Source organism: Rhodococcus sp. NPDC056743 (assembly GCF_042790355.1).
In the GTDB taxonomy this organism is placed as follows: Bacteria; Actinomycetota; Actinomycetes; order Mycobacteriales; family Mycobacteriaceae; genus Rhodococcus_F.
In genome coordinates this window covers 620,097-636,196 of sequence record NZ_JBHTZI010000001.1, presented here as the reverse complement: position 1 = coordinate 636,196, position 16,100 = coordinate 620,097, and the positions used below count along the sequence as shown (strand labels likewise).

General features: G+C 62.9%; 15 protein-coding genes. 9 read left to right on the top strand and 6 right to left on the bottom strand.

What is annotated here, in order from left to right; all coding sequences use genetic code 11:
• Positions 1-37: 37 nt before the first annotated feature.
• Genes ACFRFQ_RS02775 through ACFRFQ_RS02765 form a run of 3 tightly spaced genes read right to left on the bottom strand, consistent with a single transcriptional unit; the run spans position 38 to position 3,128 of the window.
• Positions 38-1,057, bottom strand: coding sequence for a DUF2804 domain-containing protein (locus tag ACFRFQ_RS02775; RefSeq protein ID WP_378652789.1), 1,020 nt, complete (start codon positions 1,055-1,057; stop codon positions 38-40).
• A gap of 2 nt (positions 1,058-1,059) precedes the next feature.
• A complete protein-coding gene (locus tag ACFRFQ_RS02770; protein ID WP_378652787.1) occupies positions 1,060-1,812 on the bottom strand; it encodes an isocitrate lyase/phosphoenolpyruvate mutase family protein in 753 nt (250 codons plus the stop codon).
• Between the two features lie 47 nt (positions 1,813-1,859).
• The gene (locus tag ACFRFQ_RS02765) at positions 1,860-3,128 is read right to left on the bottom strand and encodes a cytochrome P450 (RefSeq protein ID WP_138869870.1); all 1,269 of its coding nucleotides are present in this window, start codon (positions 3,126-3,128) and stop codon (positions 1,860-1,862) included.
• A 117-nt stretch (positions 3,129-3,245) separates the two neighbouring features.
• Between ACFRFQ_RS02765 and ACFRFQ_RS02760 the strand changes: the two genes are divergently transcribed.
• From ACFRFQ_RS02760 to ACFRFQ_RS02750, 3 genes are read left to right on the top strand one after another with little or no spacing between them, the layout of a single operon-like run.
• On the top strand, positions 3,246-3,860 hold the full coding sequence (locus ACFRFQ_RS02760; RefSeq protein ID WP_378652783.1) for a TetR/AcrR family transcriptional regulator: 615 nt from the start codon (positions 3,246-3,248) through the stop codon (positions 3,858-3,860).
• 26 nt (positions 3,861-3,886) lie between these two features.
• The gene (locus ACFRFQ_RS02755; protein ID WP_378652780.1) at positions 3,887-5,272 is read left to right on the top strand and encodes a hypothetical protein; all 1,386 of its coding nucleotides are present in this window, start codon (positions 3,887-3,889) and stop codon (positions 5,270-5,272) included.
• Between the two features lie 13 nt (positions 5,273-5,285).
• Positions 5,286-6,629 carry a hypothetical protein gene (locus ACFRFQ_RS02750; RefSeq protein ID WP_378652777.1) on the top strand — a complete coding sequence of 448 codons (1,344 nt, stop codon included), beginning with the start codon at positions 5,286-5,288 and terminating at the stop codon, positions 6,627-6,629.
• Here ACFRFQ_RS02750 and ACFRFQ_RS02745 read toward each other — a convergent pair.
• Positions 6,586-6,999, bottom strand: a complete 414-nt coding sequence (locus ACFRFQ_RS02745) for an NUDIX domain-containing protein (protein WP_378652775.1) — start codon at positions 6,997-6,999, stop codon at positions 6,586-6,588. The genes ACFRFQ_RS02750 and ACFRFQ_RS02745 overlap by 44 nt on opposite strands.
• 193 nt (positions 7,000-7,192) lie before the next feature.
• On the opposite strand from ACFRFQ_RS02745, the gene ACFRFQ_RS02740 reads away from it, so the two are divergent.
• The 6 genes from ACFRFQ_RS02740 to mnhG are packed head-to-tail and all read left to right on the top strand — an operon-like array spanning position 7,193 to position 13,499.
• Positions 7,193-10,027 carry a Na+/H+ antiporter subunit A gene (locus ACFRFQ_RS02740; protein WP_378652773.1) on the top strand — a complete coding sequence of 945 codons (2,835 nt, stop codon included), beginning with the start codon at positions 7,193-7,195 and terminating at the stop codon, positions 10,025-10,027.
• Positions 10,024-10,641, top strand: a complete 618-nt coding sequence (locus tag ACFRFQ_RS02735; RefSeq protein ID WP_378652771.1) for a Na(+)/H(+) antiporter subunit C — start codon at positions 10,024-10,026, stop codon at positions 10,639-10,641. The genes ACFRFQ_RS02740 and ACFRFQ_RS02735 overlap by 4 nt, the downstream gene beginning before the upstream one ends.
• Positions 10,638-12,323: a Na+/H+ antiporter subunit D gene (locus tag ACFRFQ_RS02730; protein ID WP_378652768.1), complete on the top strand. Its 1,686-nt coding sequence runs from the start codon at positions 10,638-10,640 to the stop codon at positions 12,321-12,323. The genes ACFRFQ_RS02735 and ACFRFQ_RS02730 overlap by 4 nt, the downstream gene beginning before the upstream one ends.
• Complete coding sequence (locus ACFRFQ_RS02725; protein ID WP_378652765.1) at positions 12,320-12,889, top strand: Na+/H+ antiporter subunit E; 570 nt, start codon at positions 12,320-12,322, stop codon at positions 12,887-12,889. Before ACFRFQ_RS02730 ends, ACFRFQ_RS02725 begins: the two co-directional genes overlap by 4 nt.
• Positions 12,889-13,158 (top strand): monovalent cation/H+ antiporter complex subunit F, encoded by a 270-nt coding sequence (locus ACFRFQ_RS02720; RefSeq protein WP_378652762.1) that lies wholly within the window; start codon positions 12,889-12,891, stop codon positions 13,156-13,158. The genes ACFRFQ_RS02725 and ACFRFQ_RS02720 overlap by 1 nt, the downstream gene beginning before the upstream one ends.
• Positions 13,155-13,499, top strand: coding sequence for a monovalent cation/H(+) antiporter subunit G (gene mnhG / locus ACFRFQ_RS02715; protein WP_378652760.1), 345 nt, complete (start codon positions 13,155-13,157; stop codon positions 13,497-13,499). The genes ACFRFQ_RS02720 and mnhG overlap by 4 nt, the downstream gene beginning before the upstream one ends.
• Here mnhG and ACFRFQ_RS02710 read toward each other — a convergent pair.
• Together ACFRFQ_RS02710 and ACFRFQ_RS02705 are read right to left on the bottom strand one after the other, a co-directional pair.
• Positions 13,465-14,769, bottom strand: a complete 1,305-nt coding sequence (locus ACFRFQ_RS02710; protein ID WP_378653519.1) for a DUF5933 domain-containing protein — start codon at positions 14,767-14,769, stop codon at positions 13,465-13,467. The genes mnhG and ACFRFQ_RS02710 overlap by 35 nt on opposite strands.
• Before the next feature lie 185 nt (positions 14,770-14,954).
• A complete protein-coding gene (locus tag ACFRFQ_RS02705; protein ID WP_138869880.1) occupies positions 14,955-16,079 on the bottom strand; it encodes a glutamate--cysteine ligase in 1,125 nt (374 codons plus the stop codon).
• Positions 16,080-16,100 lie beyond the last annotated feature (21 nt).

The following is a 16,100-nucleotide window of genomic DNA, read 5'->3' as shown; positions in this document are numbered from 1 at the left end:
AGTGCTCGCCTCACACAAACGGTGCTGGCTTCCTCCCCTACCAGCGGTTGCGCACCTCCTCTGCAAATCCGAGGAGGTCGCGAACTTCCACCGCTGTACCGCCGTCGAGAACCACGGTTCCGGTGAACCTGCCGAACACCTGGTGCTGAATGGACCGCAGCACCCCGACGTCGAAGGTCGCGGCCCTGTCGATGATCGGCTCGAACTTCATCTCGAAGCGGCCGTCGTTGCTACTGAACTTCCACGGCGCACCGTCGTAGGTACCCGATGGGATCTCGAACTCGAGCCGATCCAGTTTGTGCGCAACACCATTCACAAACGCAATGTTCTCACTGGCCGCTGCCGTGTCCCCGAACCCGTAGCCGATGTTGAAGCCGAATCGCTCACCGTTCACCAATCCCGATGCCGAACCCCAGTACCACGTGTTGTCGTAGGTCCAGACTCCGCGACCCCAATCCAGCACTCCGAAAGCATCTTCCGGAGCAAATCCGAACTCCTGGGTGCCAACTCGAACCGTTCCGGTCGCAGGCAGGCAGTTGACCTTCTGGTTGTAGTAGAACGAGCGCGGAGCCTTCGGAAACGGTGTGGCGATCACCATTCGATCATCGTCGGGGCTTTCGAGAAACAGATCCGCATGCAATCCCTTCCCACCGTCGAAAGCCGGGTAGTCCACGATCAGCCGACGACCACCGTCGACGTGTCTGAACTCGAAGCGCGCCTTGCCTTTCGATACGACAACGTCGCCGGAATCCGCGCTGGACGGCAACCCCAGCTTGCCCATCGGGAATGGCAGCATGACGTTTTCCGTCACCTCACGCGGAGTGGTGAAATCCAGCCACGACACCCCGAGCAAACCCATGTATCCGTTGTCCGCGACGGTCAGCGCAATGCCGTATTCCGTTGTGAGAACGCAGTAGTAGTCCCACTCCTTGAGTCGGAACTTCGGTGCCCGAACGGCGGACCGCTGGTAACTCTTGACCTCCGACGGCGCCCAACCCGCCTCTACGAGGTGCCCACGCGCATCGAGAAGCGGGCCTGGCGACATCACATTCTGCATAGTTACTTCCAGCGCCCCAGGATCTCGTTGGCCCGATTCGACAATGCCATCTGGAAAAACGGCCCGAAGCTCACCCGCGCTACGCCGAGCGGCCCGAAACTGGCCGGGTCGTCCTGATCCGGAATACCGATTGCATTGACCGGCAGCGGAAGCTCCGACGTCAGACGACGCTGAACCGCGTCGTCGTGGCGTCCGACGGGGTAGAGAACATCGGCACCCGCGTCCGCGGCCAATTTCAGTCGAGCAATGGCCCGGTCCACCCGATCGGCCTCGTCACCCACCTGCTTGACGAACAAGTCGGTGCGCGCGTTGACAACTACGTGCACACCGGCGGCGTCGGCGGCCTGGCGAAGACCACCCACAAAGTCGGCGTGCTCCTGCGCCTCGCGCAGACGGCCACCCTCACTGTGCACGGTGTCCTCGATGTTGAGACCGACAGCGCCGGCATCGATCAACCCTTCGATGAGCACAGCGGGCTCGAGTCCGTAGCCACTCTCGATGTCCACGGAGATGGGAGCGTCGACGGCCCCCGTGATCTGCTTGATCCGACGCACCAACTCACCGAACGTGATGCCTTCGTTGTCCGGCTTGCCGATGGAATCCGATACGGGGTGGCTGCCCACGGTCAGGGCCGCGAAACCAGCGGCCACCGCAAGATTTGCCGACCACGCATCCCACACCGTGGGGAGAATGACGGGGTTGCCTGGCTGGTGCAATGCGAGTAGAGCGGTGGCCTTGTCGTTGATCGATGTCATGCGGTGGCTCCTTCGGTACGTAGGTGCAAACCTCTCACCTACCGACTCTAGTGAGCTACGGGGCAGCCCGTGCTCTTGTAATCCACCTGGAACTCCTTGATGCCGTTGATCCAACCCGAGCGCAGGCGACGAGGATCACCGATCTTGGTGATGTCCGGGACGTTGTCGGCGAGCGCGTTGAACATCAGGTCGATCTCCATGCGGGCAAGGTTCGCGCCGATGCAGAAGTGCGCACCCGTTCCACCGAAACCCAAGTGAGGATTGGGGTTACGGGTGATGTCGAAGGTCATCGGATCCTCGAACACGTCCTCGTCGAAGTTGGCGGAGCTGTACAGCATGACCACCCGCTGCCCCTTCTTGATCGAGACGCCGGCGAGTTCGGTGTCTTCGAGGGCGGTGCGCTGGAACGCGGTGACCGGTGTTGCCCAGCGGACGATCTCGTCGGCAGTGGTCTTGGGCCGCTCCTTCTTGTACAGCTCCCACTGCTCGGGATTCTCGAGGAACGCAATCATGCCGTGGGTGATGGCATTTCGAGTTGTCTCGTTGCCCGCCACCGCGAGGATCAGGACGAAGAATCCGAACTCTTCGGGGCTCAGGGCGTCGCCGTCGATGTCGGCCTGGACCAGGGTGGTGACGATGTCGTCGGCCGGGCAACTGCGACGCGCATCGGCCATTTGGTAGGCGTATCCGAGCACCTCGGTGGACGCGACAGCCGGATCACCCACGTACTCGGGATCGTCGTAGCCCATCATCTCGTTGGACCACTTGAACAGCTTGTCGCGATCGTCCTGCGGCACACCGATCAGATCCGCGATCGCCTGCAGCGGCAGTTCACTGGCGATCTGCTTCACGAAATCACCCGGGCCTTCGCCCACAGCGGTGTCGACGATGTTGCGAGCGCGGCGGTCCAATTCGTCGCGCATACCGTTGATCGCACGCGGGGTGAACAGCTTGGAAATCAGCTTGCGGAGTTTGGTGTGCTCCGGCGCATCCTTGTTGAGGAGCAGGTGCCGCAGCATCTCGATTGCCTCGCGCGGCATGTCGTCGGCGAAGCGTGCGATGGCGGTGTTCTCCCAGCTCGAGAAGATATCGCTGCGCTGGCTGACCTCTTTGACGTCCGCATGGCGGGAGACAACCCAGTAGCCGTCGTCCTGGAATCCGCCGACGGTGGGCGGTTGTTCGCACCACCAGACCGGTGCATTGCGGCGAAGTTCGGCAAACTCCTCGAACGGAATCCGCTCGCCGAGGAGGCCGGGGTCGGTGACGTCGAATCCGGCTGGCAGGTCAGGTGTGCGCGTTGCGTCCGAGATTGTCATGGCGTCCTCTGATCGGTCGATTGTGCCCTGCACCACAGAGTAGCTTTCACTAACGGCCTGTCAAGTGACAGACGGACAGTCTCGTGCAAACTCGCCGACAGCCGTAAGATTCCTTCAATGACAGACACCGCCGCCAAACCGACTCTGCGCGAAAAGCAGAAGCTGCAGACCCGCGCCGACCTGGTGGCCGCCGCCGACGCTCTGTTCACCGAACGGGGCTACGCAACCGTCACCGTGGAAGACATCGCAGCGGCGGTCGGATGCAGTCGGGCCACGTTCTATCTCCACTTCCCCGGCAAACTCGACATACTCAAAGCCCTCGGCTCCAACTCCGTCGTCATCAGCACACTCGCGATATTCCAGGACCTCGACCACGTCCTCGATTCCGGTTCACGCGCAGAATTTGCGGGGTGGATCAACCGCACACTCGACTGGTGCCGCGATCACCACCACCTGATGCGTGCGTGGGACGAGGCTATGGTTCTCGAACCCGAATTTCGCACCCTCGCCCGCGACGGCATCTCGGCGCTCCCCAATGCGATGACGTCGTACCTTGCCCGGTGGCCGCAGGAGCGCCACGACGAGGCAAAACTCCGAGTTGAACTGCTACTCACCCAGATAGAGCGATTCTTCATCCGCTGGGCAGAGCAGGGCGCAATCACCGCAGGCGCCGACGTCGCCGCCGACGTCCTGACCGACATCTGGTTTCCCGCGTTGACCCCACCGGCCTGAGAGTGCGCCCGCGATAGGTTGGTTCGATGCCAGTCGATTTCCGAGCGATCCTCACCACCCTCGCGGCACTCGCGTCGGGGTCACTTGCCGCCTTCGCCCTGACCAACCCACCACTACAGGACTGGGCGATTGTCGCCTCGCAGTCCGAACTCGACCGCTGGATCAGCAGCGGTCCCACCTCCGTCGCGCTCGGCGCCATCGTAGCCGTCTTCGCCTGTGCGCTGACTCAGCGGAGCGGTTCTCGCCGAGCCGCGTGGATTGCCGTTGCCGTGGCAACAGCGATCATCACACTGATCCGGGTTGCCGTTCCGGAAGTTGCCGTTCTCGACCTACTGATCACTCTCGAAGTGCTCAAGAGCATTGCGGCGGGTGTCATTCTGGGCTGCGCGGTTGCCGCGAGCTGGGATCGGGTCGCCGCCAAGAACGGCGTACTCCTGGGCGTGATCGCCGGATTCTTGTCCGCACGCGCTTTCGGCACCACAACGGGGCGCCTGAGCACCTCCGCGGTGGGCGAACCGGCCTGGATACTCCTCGCAGCAACTGCCGTGCTGGCAATCGCGTGCGCGATAACCGCTCAGTCCGGATTCCGCATCAGACGCCCCGACGCCGGCGAAATCCGTATAGCGCTCATTGCCGTGTTCGCCTTGGCAATCGGTCACCGGGTACTGGGATCCGTGATCGATCGCCAGAAGTATGCGAGTGAAGGCACTGCCTGGGTCGTCATGGTCGTGTGCGCCGCAGCGGCATTGACACTGACAGCCATTGCAGCGCATCGGCTCGGCGACCAGTCCGGCGCAGGCGGTAAGTTCCTCTGGGCTGCAACAGCTCTCGCGGCCGCATCGGCCCCGACGCTGGTGCTCCTCAATGGCGGATTCGACCAGTGGGCGTCGCTGCAATCTCCTTGGATTGCGGTGCTCGCCACCGGTGTGGCCGTCGCGCTGGGGTTGCGGCTGTGCAAGCTCGTCCCCACTACCGTCGCCGTGGTCATTCTTGCCGCGGTGCCCTTGTCCGTGCTTGTCCCTTTCGCCTCTGCGCACGGAACCGCCTCCGTCGTGGTGAAGCTCGCTGCCTTGGGGTTCGGCGGAGCGGCATTGCTCGGCGCATTTGCCCCCGGCAGCCTGATCGACGCCACCCTCGGACTCGCGATCCCGTTCGCGGCAATGACGTTCACCTCGATCGCTGTACTCACTGATCAACTCTCCACAGTGACGATTTATGTAGGGAGTTACTTGAAATCCGATTCCGATCCGACTGCGGAATCATTCCCCACGTTCCCCGTCGACTACATCACCGCCGAGACAATCGGAACCGCACTCCTCTTCACCGCAATCGTCGTGGTGTGCGGCGCCGCTGTCAGACGAGCGCCGCACAACTCCAATTCAGCAGAATCCGGCGTTTCCGACGCTCATTGACTACCGTGAAGTGGTGCCCGTCAAAAGCAGGACGCCCCGCCTGATACTCGGCGGTCTGACGGCATTCGTAGTCACCGTGGTTGGCCTGGCGCCCTTCCTCGAAAGCCAGTCCCGGTCGATTTGGTCGGGCGATCGGTTCTGGTCCATCGGCACGATCGGGGCCGGTGTTCTGGCGGTTGTTGCCGTCGGCACTGCGGCCGGTCTCGCTCGCACCCGCATTCGGACGGCTGCCTTGGTGACGCTCGGCGGCCTCTTGCTGGAACTACCGGGCCTGTATCACCAGGCATTCGAGGCCCTGTCCCCTGTCGGGGCCGGTGTGGCGCTCGGAGCCGTGACGGTCACGATTCCCCGAATGGTGCGAGCAGCCACTGTCGCGGGTGTGCTTGTGGCCGTGTTTGTTTCGGACACACTGCTCGACCCCACCGCTGTTCCCCGACGCTATGCGGACTACCTCGCGCAGGACACCGCACAGTTTCAGCCGCCGATCGTGGCCGCCACGCTCACTGCTCTCGGGCTCACCACACTGACGACACTCATCTGGTGGCGCAGCAACGCCGACCGACATCGAGACGAGCCACCGGAACGGATGGCGGTGCGGCCTGTAGTGATCTCGGCAGTGCTGACGCTCATGGGCGTGGCACTGAATTGGTGGATCACCATCAACACCGTGTGGGCGGCAATTCCCCTTGTCGCCTGTGCTCTTCTGGTCACCGTCGTCGCCGCGCGGGTGTTGGAGAACGGCGGTCAGATCCTGCTGATGGCGACTGCCGCTGCGGCCATGCTGGCAACCTCCGTGGCGAACAGCCTGTCGTCGTCCGTCAGCACCGAGGTATCGGCGCCCCTACCGACAGCGATATTTCTGACGGTCCTCATCATCGCTGCAGCAACTCTCGCCGCGTTCCGCCCCTCACTCGTGATCGGCTACGCCTTGCTCGTCGCACTCTCGGTTGCCGGAATTGTGAGCTACGTGGCGACAACCACATTCTCGTTGGACAGCGCCATGTCGGTCAGCGACATCCTGATCCGTGTCTGCGGCGCCGGCGCGGCGTACACGATTGTCAGCGCCATGCAGTCCGAACCGGCGCGGACGGGTGCTTCGCGACTACTGGTCGGACTTGGTGTGATCTTCGGACCCACGGCATTTGCGTTGCTGGTGTATCCGCAATTCTCCTACGGGTGGACCGACTACACGCCCATCACCGGAGACACCGCCGCCAGTCGGTTCGAACCCTCCGGCGATGTCCTGATCCTCAACGGTGCAGCTCTCGCGATCGTGGTCATCTGCGCCTACGCCAGCCACCGACTGCGTCTGATCAGTCAATCAGGTCCATCGACACCAAGCGTCGAAACACTTTGAGCGAGCCTGGCGCCACCTCGTCCATCGCTTCGTACTCGGCCGAAGTGAAGTAGCGAATCTCGGCTATCTCACTCGTCGGACGGGGTTCGCCGTCCATTTCGGCGCGATAGCAACTCATGTGCAGGGCCGTTCCGACCGAATGACCGAATGCCTGGGCCTCGAACACGTCCAGAAACTCGACGCTGCCCGGGACCAGGCCGACATCGAGTTCCTCACGAATCTCGCGATGCAGCGCCTGTTCCGTCGTCTCACCCGGATCGATTTTGCCGCCGGCCATGTAGAACGCTGTCTTACCGACCGACCGGGTCTGAATCAGTCGGCGATCCCGAATATGAGCAAGGGCGGCGGTGCGGATGATCTGCGATTTCACCTGGTCCAACATACGTGTATCAGTTCACACGGTTGTAGTTCGAAGCGACGCACTGCACGGCAAAAGAAGACGGGCCGGTAATATATACACGCAGACGATGTCCTTGTGAAGAGGATTCGTCCCGAAAATACCGATAGGTTCGATTTGTTCGGACACCCCGCCGCCCGCTGAACACAACACGACGGAGTGCCTTTTGCTCAGTATTCTGCTTGCCCATGCCGTTGCCGCCCTCTTGGCTCCGCTTGTGGTGCGCAGGTTCGGGCGAAACGGATTTTTCCCACTCTCTCTGGTTCCGCTGATCAGCCTCGGTTGGGTCATCGACAAATGGGGCACAGTCGAGACACTCCACATCACGTGGGCGCCTGGCCTGTCGATGGACATCGACTTCAGATTCGACGCGCTCTCCGCGATCATGGCCGTGCTGGTCCTCGGGGTCGGCACGCTGATCCTGATCTACTGCGCACGATATTTCAACGACGACGAACCCCGCCTCGGCATATTCGCCGCCGAGATGGTGGCGTTCGCCGGGGCCATGTTCGGTCTCGTGACCAGTGACAACATGTTGCTGCTCTACATGTTCTGGGAACTGACCACGGTTCTGTCATTCCTGTTGGTCGGCCACTACGCCGAGCGCGCCACCAGTCGCCGCGCTGCAACCCAGGCACTGTTGGTCACCACCGCGGGTGGTCTCGCGATGTTGGTCGGCATGATCATCCTCGGCCAGGCCGGTGGCAGCTACAACCTGTCCGACCTGGTCGCCTCGCCGCCCACGGGATGGTTGCCATCCGTCGCGATTGTTCTGATCCTGATCGGTGCGCTGTCGAAATCCGCCATCGTCCCGCTGCACTTCTGGCTACCAGGCGCCATGGCCGCACCCACCCCGGTCAGCGGCTATCTCCATGCCGCCGCGATGGTCAAGGCCGGCATCTACCTCGTCGCGCGTCTCGCCCCCGGATACGCGGATTCACCGCCGTGGCGCATCACCATCATCAGCCTCGGTTTGCTGTCGATGATTCTCGCCGGTTGGCGAGCCATGCGGGCGTACGACCTCAAACTCGTCCTGGCGTTCGGCACCGTCAGCCAACTCGGTTTCATGATGGTTCTTGTCGGTCTGGGTACCCGCGACGCGGCCCTCGCCGGTATGACGATGGTGGTGGCGCACGCCATGTTCAAGGCTGCGCTCTTCATGGTGGTCGGCATCATCGACCACACCACTGGAACGCGTGACCTGCGCAAACTTGCTCACCTCGGTAAGACGGCCCCCGCACTGGCGATCATCGCGGCCCTCGCCGCCGCCAGCATGGCCGGGCTACCGCCGCTCCTCGGATTTGTCGGCAAGGAAGCTGCCCTCGAATCGGTCCTCGAAACCGACGTCCTCGGACACTGGTCGTCCATCGCCGTCATCACCGTCATCGTGATGGGCTCGATCCTGACCGTCGGATACAGCATCCGATTCATCTGGGGCGCATTCGGACGCAAGACCCTGAGCAAGCCCAGTCCCGCTGTGAGCAAGATGCATGCGCCCAGCTGGCTGTTCCTGTTCTCCCCCGGCCTGCTCGCCGTTGCCGGACTGGCTGCCGGAATACTGTCCCCGCAGCTCGAGAAGCTGCTCACGCCGTACTCCACCACCCTGCCCGCCGGTCCGCACGCCGACTATCACCTGGCGTTATGGCACGGCGTCAACACGCCACTGCTACTTACCTGCGTGGTCATCGCCGGAGGTTTTGCGCTCTACATCGCACAGCGCCAAATCAGTCGCCTGCACTTCGAGCACCCTCCGCTCGGAAACGCCGACCGAATCTACGACGCGACCCTGCGCGGCATGGACACCATCTCCATGCGTCTGACCGGCGTCACGCAGCGTGGTTCACTACCCCGGACGCAGTCGACTATCCTCGCGACGCTGGTTGTCGTTCCACTGGTCCTGCTGATCATCGACACCGACACGGGCGTCAATTTGCGGTTGTGGGATTCCCCCATTCAGCTGACCATCGCGCTGATGATGATCGCCGCGGCCCTCGCTGCGACCGTCATGCGCAACCGTCTGGCCGCCGTGATCCTGGTCGGGCTCACCGGCTACGGCTCCGGCGTGTTGTTCGCGCTGCACGGTGCCCCTGACCTGGCCCTTACCCAATTCCTGGTCGAGACACTGACTTTGGTCATCTTCGTGCTGGTGCTTCGGAAGTTCCCGGCGGAGATCGACGAGAGCAAGTCGATCGGGTTCAAGTTGCCGCGCGCCCTCCTTGCCGGTGCCGTCGGAATCACGATCACCGCTATCGCGGCGTACGCGGTCAACGCCCGCAATACGCGTCCGATCTACGAACTGCTTCCGGACGCCGCGTACACCATCGGTAACGGCAAGAACGTGGTCAACGTCCTCCTCGTCGACATTCGCGCGTGGGACACTCTCGGCGAGATCTCGGTGCTGCTGGTTGCCGCGACAGGCGTCGCGAGCCTCGTGTTCCGCAACCGCCGCTTCGGTATCGCGCCCCGTGTTTCCGACGCTCCGTCCTTGATCGTCGACAAAGCCGCCGCGAGCACCGACACGACGTGGCTACGCGGCGGCGATCTCATCGATCCGCGTCACCGCTCCCTGGTCCTCGAGGTCACCACCCGATTGGTCTTCCCCACCATCATGGTGCTGTCGATCTACTTCTTCTTCTCCGGCCACAACGCGCCAGGCGGCGGCTTTGCCGGCGGATTGACGGCCGGGCTCGCGCTCGTGTTGCGCTACCTCGCCGGTGGACGATACGAACTCGGTGAAGCAGTTCCCATCGATGCCGGAAAGATCCTCGGCCTGGGCTTGGCCCTCTCGGCCGGAACCGCAATCACCTCGCTGTTCCTCGGTGCCCCGGCACTCTCGTCGGCGGTCTTCGAGTTCACACTCCCCCTCATCGGCCACGTCAAACTGGTCACCGCACTGTTCTTCGACCTCGGCGTCTACCTCATCGTGGTCGGTCTGGTGCTGGACGTACTCCGAAGTCTCGGCGCACGCCTCGACGCAGAAATCGAGGTGAAAGCATCGTGAGCGCAAATATCGGAATGCTCCTCCTGATCGCCGTCCTGACGTCGACAGGTGTGTACCTGCTGATCGAGCGCGGCATCACCCGCATGTTGCTGGGAATGCTTCTGCTCGGCAACGGCATCAACCTCCTGATCCTCACCGTCGGCGGCAGCGACGGCAATCCGCCGATCGTCGGCCGCGACTCCGTGCACGAGGAAATCGCCGACCCCCTGGCGCAGGGCATGATCCTCACCGCGATCGTCATCACGATGGGCATGGCCGCCTTTGTTCTGGCACTGGCGTACCGGTCTTTCAAGATCAACACCGCAGACGCCGTCGAAGACGATCCCGAGGACACCAAGGTCCTCAAGCGCCGACTGCCCGCCGACGCCCCCGACCACGACCGATCCGACGACCCCGTCACCGGTGCGCCCAGCATCGGCGGCGACGCCTTCGACAAGGACGGCAACCCTATCCCCCTCGAACAACTGGTCAACCTCGAAGACATCGAGTGCTACGACGACCTTCACGACGGCGATTTCGAGGACGAACCCGTGCCCGACTGGGCCACCGACCTCGCCCGTAAGAAGGAATCCGAGAAGCGCCAGAAAGACGACAAGGGAGGTGCGCGAACGTGACCATCTCGTCCAACATCATGGGCGCACTTGCGCCCCTGCCCGTCCTGATCCCGATGCTGGGCGCCGCCGCAACACTTGTTGTCGGCCGGCGTCCCCGCTTCCAACGAGTCATCACCCTGATCGCTCTCGTCGGTGTCGTCGCCGTGTCGGCAATGCTGCTCTATCTCGCAGACCGCGACGGCACCACCGCAGTTCAGGTGGGCGGCTGGGATTCGCCGATCGGCATCACCCTCGTCGTCGACCGGCTGTCGGCGATAATGCTGCTGGTCTCGTCGATCGTCCTGCTCACCGTCATGGTGTACGCGATCGGTCAGGGTATTCGCGACGGCAACGAAGCGCAGCCGGTGTCGATCTTCCTACCGACATATCTCGCTCTCACCGCGGGCATTTCCAACGCGTTCCTCGCCGGTGACCTCTTCAACCTGTACGTCGGGTTCGAGGTGCTGCTGTCTGCGAGCTTCGTGCTGCTGACACTGGGAGCGAGCGCCGACCGCGTTCGGGCCGGCGTCTCGTACGTCATGGTCTCGATGGTGTCGTCGCTGATCTTCCTGGCCGGCATCGCCTTCGCGTACGCCGCGACGGGCACTCTCAACATGGCCGACATGGCCCTGCGGTTCGACAACATTCCCGCCGGCACCCGCACCGCGATCTTCGGCGTCCTCCTCGTCGCCTTCGGCATCAAAGCTGCTGTCTTCCCACTCTCGGCCTGGCTTCCCGACTCCTACCCGACAGCACCTGCGCCCATCACCGCAGTTTTTGCCGGCTTGCTCACCAAGGTCGGTGTGTACGCGATCATCCGCGCGCACTCACTCCTGTTCCCGCAAGGTGAACTCGACAACGTCCTGATGGTGTGTGGTCTGTTGACCATGGTGGTCGGCATCATGGGCGCCATCGCCCAGAGCGACATCAAACGATTACTGTCCTTCACCCTGGTCAGCCATATCGGCTACATGATCTTCGGTATCGCGCTCTCCACCACGTCGGGCTTGTCCGGCGCCATCTACTACGTCGCGCACCACATCATCGTGCAGACGACGCTCTTCCTCGTCGTGGGTCTTATCGAACGACAAGCCGGAAGCTCCTCACTGAGGCGCCTCGGCGGTTTGGCCGCGGCCAGCCCGATCCTGGCAATCGTGTTCCTGGTTCCCGCGCTCAATCTTGGTGGTATCCCCCCGTTCTCGGGCTTCATCGGCAAGGTTGCACTTCTGCAAGCCGGCGCCTCCGACGCCAGCGCGCTCGCCTGGATTCTGGTGGCCGGCGGCACCGTCACCAGCCTTCTGACGCTCTACGCTGTGGCCCGAGTGTGGACCAAGGCATTCTGGCGCGCCCGCGCCGACGCCCCCGAAGGTGACCTCGCCGATGTCAGCCCGTCAGCTCTGATCGACGAATCCGAAGAGGACATCGCGTTCGACGACCGCGAGGACGTCGGCAAGATTCCGGCTTTCATGCTGATCCCGACAGTCGCACTGGTCGGTGTGGGCCTGGCGTTGACGGTGTTTGCCGGGCAGATCATCGACATCAGTGACCGCGCGGCGAAGGATCTACAGGATCGCTCCATCTACATCGACGCGGTTCTCGGAGATCACCGGCCGATACCGATGGCTACCGATTCCGGCCAAGAACCTGTCGGCACCGAACCTGTCGGCCCAGAACCTGTCGGCACCGAGGAGGCACCGCGATGAATCGCTCGCACGTACTCCGTATCGGAATTCTCCTGTGGCTCATGATCGTGTGGATCCTGCTGTGGGGCAATGTCAGCTGGGGCAACATCTTCGGTGGACTTGCCGTCGGCCTGGTCATCATGGTTCTCCTGCCGTTGCCCCCGGTCCCCGTGGAAGGTCGAGTGCATGTGCTCTCGATCCTGCGTCTGATCGGCGTGATCGTGTACTACGCGGTCGTCTCCAGCATCCAGGTTGCGTGGCTTGCCATCCGGCCGTCGCCGCCGCCCGTCACCGGTGTTCTGCGCTACCAACTGGGTATCAAGTCGGATCTGGTGCTGACCCTGTGCATCGACGTCTTGAACCTCATCCCGGGAACGATGGTTCTCGAGATCGACCAGAACCGTCGAATCGTCTACGTCCATGTCCTCGATGTGGGTTCGCAGAAAGCGGTGAGCGCGTTCTATCGCTCGGTCGAAGATCTCGAGCGACTGTTCATCGCGTCGTTCGAGCGTGACTCCGACTGGCAACCAAGCCCGTGGCACCAACGCGACTACGAATTCGATGCGCCCCGAGCGGAGGATCAATAATGAACGGTTTCATCACCACCATCCTGGTCATCTCCGGGGTAATGCTCGCGGTCGCCGCAGTGCTGACCACTTTCCGGCTCATCGACGGGCCGAGCTCACTCGACCGTCTGGTCGCGCTGGACACGATTGTCGCCGTTGCGATGTGTGGACTTGCCGTGTGGGCCGCGTACAGCGGAGATACCACGATCGTTCCCGCTATCGTCGCACTCGCTCTGGTCGGATTCATCGGATCCGTCTCCGTCGCACGATTCCGGGTGAGTGACCGATGATCGACAACATTCTCGACGTCATCGGCGTCATCGCGATCTTCCTCGGCTCGGTTCTCGCTCTGACCGCCGCCGTCGGCATCGTACGATTCCCCGACACCTTGCGCCGGATGCACGCGGCCACCAAACCTCAGGTCGTCGGACTCGTGCTTGTTCTCATGGGCGCGGTGTTCCTGCTGCGCGGCAGCGTCGACATCTGGATGCTCGTCCTGGTCGGCATCTTCACCATGTTGACGGCGCCGGTGATCGCGCACAGCGTGGGCCGCGTGGCCTACCGCGAGCAGCGCGAGCAGGACGCCGTCATGAAGATCAACGAACTGGAAGACCCGCCGCAGAATCCGTAGCGTCGGAATCCGTGATGCCGGAGACGTCGGCGCTGCGGCCGCCCCACCGTGCGAGCGCGGTGCCCGGCTTGGCGTAGAACGTCGCGAAGAACGCCACCGACATCGCGATCAGAACTCCGACAAGCAGCGGCCCGAACAGCTCCGGGTACGCCGCCATCTGCACCGACGCAAACCGGTACGACAACAGCAATCCGACGAGTGCCGCGCTGCCGCCGAGCACCAGCCGGATGCGGAACCAACCCCACCCACGTTCCGGATCGTGCAGTGCCGCGTCGAGCGTCAGACACAGAACCGCGCCGGCGATGAGGTCGACGCCGTAGTGGAACCCGAAGCCCAACGTTGCCGTCAAGGTCGCGAGAAGCCAGAACGTACCCAGGGTGCGCAACCACCACGGGCCGCGCCGCGAGTGGGTGAACAGTGCCACCGCCCACGCGGTATGAAGACTCGGCATGCAGTTACGCGGTGCGGCGTCGTCGAACGGCAGCGACGCGGGAGCCGAGAAATCCACGTTCGGAACGATATTCGGCCAGAAATCGCCGATCTGGAATCCGAGGCCGCGCGGACCGAACGCAAATACCGGACCCACAACCGGGAACAGGATGTAGAAGATCGGCCCGATCAACCCGATCAGGAGGAACGTCTGCAGAAGATGATGCGACGGCCAACCCTTACGGCACTGGTACAGCGCGACAACAATGATCGCGACCGGCAATTCGACGTAGATCCAGTCGAGGACGGCCGCTCCCACGGGGCCGAGCGCGTCGACGACCTGACCCATGACCCACGACGGGTTGCCCAGCGCCTGATCGGCCAGGAACACGTACTCGTCCCACACGTCGGTGCCCACCAGAATGGTGAGGCACAGCCACGTTTCGGCTACCTTCGCGGCGATGATCAGCAAAATGCCCAACACCGCTCCGCGCAGGACACTGCTGCGGCGATCGCCGGACAGTTTCCAGAACGCGTAGACCACAACGGCAGTGAGCACCCAGGTGCCGCCGGTACCCATCGTGATCGGCCCGCCGGCGGACCATCGGATAACTCCGACCACCAGATCGATGGCGACAGCAGCGGAGACCGCGTACACACGCTCTCGGTTATCGAGCCCAACCAGGGCCAATGCCAGCCCCACCCAGGGCATCGTGGCCGAACGCGGGACCAGGAAGTAGTCCCCGAAGAGGCTTTCCACCGGACCGAGATACCCGTGGTACGACGCAAAGGCCTGCACACCGAGAACCAGGGCGAGCACCGCTGCGCTGCCCAGGATCAGGACCTTGTGCGACGCTGCCCAGGACTGGCCCGTCTGGCCTGCTGAAGCTCCGCTTCCGGACCCCGCTGAAGCCCCGCTTCGGGACACACTGTCTGTCAACACCGGATAATAGTAAACGGCATGTGAACAGTGCCTGGACGGCGTCTGGACAAATGTACTGTTTGCCCGAAGTGCTCAACGGGGCGTCAGGTACCCAATTCCGCAACCAACGCGTCGACGACAGCCACCAGATCTCCGCCGTGAGCTTCCGCCACGCGCCGTTGACGCTGGTACGACGCTCCGCGTCGGGGAATCTCGGCGACCGATGCCAACTCGTCGGCGCACCCGAGCGACACCGCCACCGGCGTGAGATCTTCGAGCAGTCGCTCCAAGTCGTCGGTGACCAGACATTCGTTCGCGGCCGAGTCCAGAATGATCTCGGCATCGAGACCGTATCTGGCTGCGCGCCACTTGTTTTCCTTCACATGCCACGGCTGCATGTTCGGCAACGTCTCCCCCGCGCTGAGGCGGCGGTCGAGATCAACGATGAGGCAGTGAACCAACGCGACCAGCGCGCCCAGTTCCGCGCGCGTCGATACCCCGTCGAACACCCGGACTTCGATGGTCCCCCACTTGGGCGCCGGGCGAATATCCCAATGCATGCCACCGATCTTGGTGATCACGCCGGTCTTCATCTGGTCGTCGATGAACGACTCGTACTCGGCCCAACTCTCGAACTGGTACGGCAGACCTGCCGTCGGCAACTGCTGGAACATCAGTGCCCGGTTGGACGCATAGCCGGTATCGACACCCGCCCACATCGGCGACGACGCCGAGAGCGCCAACAGATGCGGATACCGCTGTAACAACGCATTGATGATGGGGAACACCCGATCCGCCGAGGACACCCCGACGTGAACATGCACACCCCAGATCAACATCTGACGTCCCCACCACTGCGTACGCTCGATCAACTCGTCGTAATCAGGCGTGCGCGTGACCAACTGAGTCGACCACTGAGCAAACGGATGAGTACCCGCACAAATGAGGTCGACGCCCAGCGGATTCGCGGCGCGGCGCAACAGGTCGAGCGACGCGTCGAGATCGCTCATGGCTTCACCGACAGTGTCGTGAATGCCCGTCACCAACTCGACAGTGTTGCGCAACAACTCTTTGGTGATGTGCGGCGTCTCGGAGCCCGCAAGCTCCTCGACCGCCGAAAACACCTCGGCAGCTGTATTGGAGAGATCTCTGGTCACACGATCGACCAGGGCGATCTCCCATTCCACGCCCAGCGTCGGACGCGGCGAACCCGGAAATGGAACTACCACGCAGAGAATCCAACCACAATG